Origin of the sequence: Streptomyces colwelliae (assembly GCF_048158785.1) — a bacterium.
Classification (GTDB): domain Bacteria; phylum Actinomycetota; class Actinomycetes; order Streptomycetales; family Streptomycetaceae; genus Streptomyces.
In genome coordinates this window covers 1-421 of sequence record NZ_JBLTJC010000996.1, presented here as the reverse complement: position 1 = coordinate 421, position 421 = coordinate 1, and the positions used below count along the sequence as shown (strand labels likewise).

The 421-nt window shown below is 70.5% G+C and carries 2 protein-coding genes; one reads left to right on the top strand and one right to left on the bottom strand.

What is annotated here, in order from left to right:
- Nucleotides 1-109: 109 nt before the first annotated feature.
- Nucleotides 110-253 (bottom strand): AtuA-related protein, encoded by a 144-nt coding sequence (locus tag ACNFOC_RS55530; RefSeq protein ID WP_416966461.1) that lies wholly within the window; start codon nucleotides 251-253, stop codon nucleotides 110-112.
- A gap of 62 nt (nucleotides 254-315) precedes the next feature.
- Here ACNFOC_RS55530 and ACNFOC_RS55525 point away from each other — a divergent pair.
- Nucleotides 316-421, top strand: a 106-nt coding sequence (locus tag ACNFOC_RS55525) for a hypothetical protein (RefSeq protein ID WP_416966462.1), incomplete at its 3' end; no start/stop codon positions are given.

The following is a 421-nucleotide window of genomic DNA, read 5'->3' as shown; positions in this document are numbered from 1 at the left end:
GAACGGTACGCCTGCGAAGAGCGTCGACGTGCCGTCGTCGGTCGTGGTTCCGCGCAGGACGCCGTGGGTGGTGCGTGCGGTGGGCTCGGCCTGGGGCTTCGTCATCGGGTCAGTCCTTCGTCGGGTCGGGGGTGGGTGAGGGCTCCGGTACGTCCATCTCCAGCAGGCAGGCCGCGAGGCTTTTCCCGTGGGCGTCCAGCGCCAGGGAACGGGTGACTCCGCCGTCGAGCGCGTCGTGGAGGACGAACTTCAAGGCGTGGAGGGACGGGACCTCGTAGCGGTGGACCGCCGGGGTGCTCCAGCCCGCCCACCGCCATCACGCAGGTCTTCGGAGCCGGGCAGAAGCTCGTCGCGGTGGCGGTCGAGTACGACCGGGAGATCGACGGCGGGACGCTGTCGACGTCGACGTTCACGGTCACCG